Origin of the sequence: Nonomuraea sp. NPDC000554 (assembly GCF_040300065.1) — a bacterium.
GTDB lineage: Bacteria > Actinomycetota > Actinomycetes > Streptosporangiales > Streptosporangiaceae > Nonomuraea.
In genome coordinates this window covers 1-3,406 of sequence record NZ_JBEPDC010000065.1, presented here as the reverse complement: position 1 = coordinate 3,406, position 3,406 = coordinate 1, and the positions used below count along the sequence as shown (strand labels likewise).

Genomic DNA, 3,406 nt, shown 5'->3' with positions numbered 1-3,406 from the left:
GAACGCCCTGGTGCTGTCGTTCGTCGACGACCTGGACGACCGGGTCGTCGAGATCGCCCGGCGGGGCATCGAGCCCGCCAAGCGCGAGACGTACGGCGGTGGCGTGACCAAGGTGACCTACCGGGACGCGGAAGGCAATGAGATCAGCTTCGGCGGCGTCCCGGGGTGACGCCACCTCGGACCTGATCACGGATCGCCAAGGATCAATGCATCCGCCGGACACAGATGCCGTGGAGATGCCAAGATCACGCGGAAGATGCCACTGCTAGCCGGACGCTACAACCCCGCAATCCTCGCTCCAACACCCAGCCCCGCCCCTCCTTTACTACGTAGATTTGTCCGAAAATGTCGCCCTACCGTGCGGCACACTCCGCTGAGCCGAAGCGCAGTAGTTGTCACAAAGGCAGGCTTCCTGTAACCGCAGCTCTGTCCTTGCTCGATGATCAACCTTCAGATTCGTGGCGATGGGCCCGAGGGCATGGCGAGGACCAAACACGGCCTCCCTTGGAGCGATGCATTGGCCAACCTCGACCGGGCCCAGTTTCCGATGTTCGGCCATCTGATCCCATATGGCGACACGATCTTCAATCATCGGCAGATCGATACCCTGCTGGACGAACTACCACGACTCCCCGCAGGACTGATCACCGACGCCTTCGCCGAAGCCCTCCGCGAGCTGTGCAGCTTCGCCCAAGAGGCACCACACCGCTATCTGTGGTTCGTCGGAGACTGACACGCCCCGCACCGGCGGTGACAGCCAATCGAGCTGCGGCTCACGCGGTTGGCTGTTGGCGCTGGCGACAAGTAGCGCGCCGGTTGGTGACAACTACCTGCGACCCCCAGCTGTGAATGGCGGCTGTGAGCCGGCCGATCTGCGGAATTGTGGGGTTCCCAGGATTTGTTGGCGGGATTCCCCAGGTCTTCTTGGCGGCTGCGTACACGATCTTGATGAGGCACCTCAAGGATCGCCTCGGCCGGAAGCTTGGTGGCTCCGGCGGCGGGTCGTGAGCGGTGGCCGTGGTGCACATCAGCGCGCGTAAGGCGGCGTGATGGCTGTCAACGGCCGCGTAGTGCTCCCCGTAGGCTGCCAGTGATCTGCATCCACTGCCAGACGAGAGCCTCACCCGCCGGACGACACTGTCGCGGACCCCAGCCCCCAGAGCCGCACGGTACCGTCGTCGCCGCCGGCGGAAATCGCGATCGTTTCGCCACCCAGCCGCCCGACCGCGACCGAGCGGACTTCGCCGGTGTGACCGGTCAGCGGCTCGCCCAGTTGCTTGCCCGCCGCCAGATCCCACACCCGCACAGTGCCGTCCTTACTCCCCGACACCGCAATCGTTCTACCGTTGAGCTGTCCGATCGCTACCAAGAAGACGTAGTCGGTGTGACCGGTGAGCTCGTTTCCCAACTGTTTGCCAACGGTCAAGTCCCATACTCGAACGGTGCCGTCGTTGCCGCCCGAGACCGCGATCGTCTTGCTGTCGAGTTGCCCCAGCGCCACCGCGTAGACGGCCCGGCGGTGGCCGACGAGCAGAGTGCCCGGCAGTCGTTCCGCCGCCAGGTCCCATACCCCCACTCGGCCGAGCTGATCTCCGGAGAGTGCGATCGTCTTCCCGCTCAACTGGCCGAGTGCGATCGACGAGCCCGCCCCAACGAAGCGCCGATCTGTTTGCCCGCAGTCAGATCCCACACCTGAACGAGGTCGCCGCCGCCACCGCTGACGAGGATCTGCCTACCGTTCATCTGCCCGACCGCCAGGGCGCTGATCGATCCGTCGTCGTCCCCGACGGCCTACCGAGGCTCTTCCCGGCGGCCAGATCCCACACCTATGCCTGGTTACCGTGCGAGACGACGGCGACCGTTCGCCGTTCAACTCCGTAAGCGCCACGGCCCCAGCCCACTCGGTGCCGCCGACGATCGGCTTGCCCAACGGCCGGAACGAAGGAGCCGAATCCGGCGACCATGCAACCATGAAGAAGCCCGCCGCGACGACCACGACCACCGCAACCAGCCACCAGCGCCGCAGACGTCCAGGCTCGTCCGATGCCGATGCGGGCGGACGCGGCGGCAGCGCCGCTCCATCAGTCGATAAGGGCCGATGATCGGCCATTAGACCTCCAGCGGGTACTAAGCCTGGCAGGTGAGACGGGTAACACACCCTAGGTCGCCAGCGCCTCAGGCGAAAGAGCAGGGGCGTGTCAACGGCGGCGCACAGGTGCCACGCTGATGCCGCCGCTGTCACGTCGCTCACGGGACTGCGTACACGTCCACCGAGCCTCCCCCATTACAGCGCCACACACCTTGATCATCCGCCAGATAGACCTGGGAACCGCCATCTATGGCTGGGTGTCGCACTACCGTGCACCGATGCGTCCGGAGGGTCAGGCCAGCAGCCGCCTGCGGTGACAACTATCGCGCTTCGGCACAGCGAGCCCGCGCCCGCACCAACGACTCCGCGCGCCTGCGCTCCTCAGCATCCGCACGCTCCGCGTCCTCGGCCTGGACCTGCCACGCCATCACGCGCATCTCCCGCTCGAGGGCCCTCCGCTCGGGTCCGTGCGACCAGCCCCAAGGAGGAGTGTTGTCCCTGGTCACAGTAGGTGACCGGGACACAAAAACAACACCATCTCGCTACGGAAAGCATTCGCACGACTACTCTACGTATACGCTTGGCGCCCAGTCACACCAAAGGGAGAAAGACATGAGAACAACAAGGCGGACATGCCGGGTAGCTAGGAAAGCTCTGGTGGTCGGCGCGTTCATGGCTGCCCTCGCCACCGCCGCCCCGGCGGCCGCTGCCACCACCACCCTGCACAACGCGCCGACGATACGGGCGGGCGAGGCCATCGTCTGCGCCGAGGTGACCGCGGATCTGCCCACCGTTTTCGGGCGCGACTGCGAGACCAGCCATTGGGGTCCGCAGTCCGACTTCGCCATCATTGACCGCAGAAGCAGGGCCGCCTACCATTGCGCGACCGGCTGGGCCGAAAGCAGCCTGTGGGTCAACGGTCAAGGCTGCCGAAAGATCCCCAGCCCCTAACCGGCTAACAGCCCAGGACCGGTGGGGACCTTCAAGACATCGGGACCCCCGCCGGCCTGGCGACCACGACCGCCCAAAGGGCTCCTTAGCACCACATGATCATGAACGCCGCTCATTTGTGTACACAACGAGACGGTGTGGTCCGCGCCGAGGGCGGCCCAGCTGGAACCCGAGGCGGTGCGCGGATTCCTGTCCAGCCCGCGCCAGCTGGAGGTTACGGCTCGAACATGGCGAATAGGTCGGGCACGATAACGTGATCTACCCTATTTCCCCAGGTCGCAGCTGGCAGCCCTAGCTATCCATCAACGATGGAATCGCCTGGCCGGGGATAGCTGAGGAAGTCAGCTCCTGCGAGCTTCGCATGGC

The 3,406-nt window shown here is 65.4% G+C and carries 3 protein-coding genes; 2 read left to right on the top strand and 1 reads right to left on the bottom strand.

Features of this window, described 5'->3' with window-relative positions; translation table 11 throughout:
• Positions 1-439 precede the first annotated feature (439 nt).
• Positions 440-733, top strand: coding sequence for a hypothetical protein (locus tag ABT294_RS50610; protein WP_350813730.1), 294 nt, complete (start codon positions 440-442; stop codon positions 731-733).
• Between the two features lie 387 nt (positions 734-1,120).
• On the opposite strand, the gene ABT294_RS50605 is transcribed toward ABT294_RS50610, so the two are convergent.
• On the bottom strand, positions 1,121-1,621 hold the full coding sequence (locus tag ABT294_RS50605; RefSeq protein ID WP_350813729.1) for a WD40 repeat domain-containing protein: 501 nt from the start codon (positions 1,619-1,621) through the stop codon (positions 1,121-1,123).
• A 1,125-nt stretch (positions 1,622-2,746) separates the two neighbouring features.
• On the opposite strand from ABT294_RS50605, the gene ABT294_RS50600 reads away from it, so the two are divergent.
• Positions 2,747-3,040 carry a hypothetical protein gene (locus ABT294_RS50600; protein WP_350813728.1) on the top strand — a complete coding sequence of 98 codons (294 nt, stop codon included), beginning with the start codon at positions 2,747-2,749 and terminating at the stop codon, positions 3,038-3,040.
• Positions 3,041-3,406: the final 366 nt, after the last annotated feature.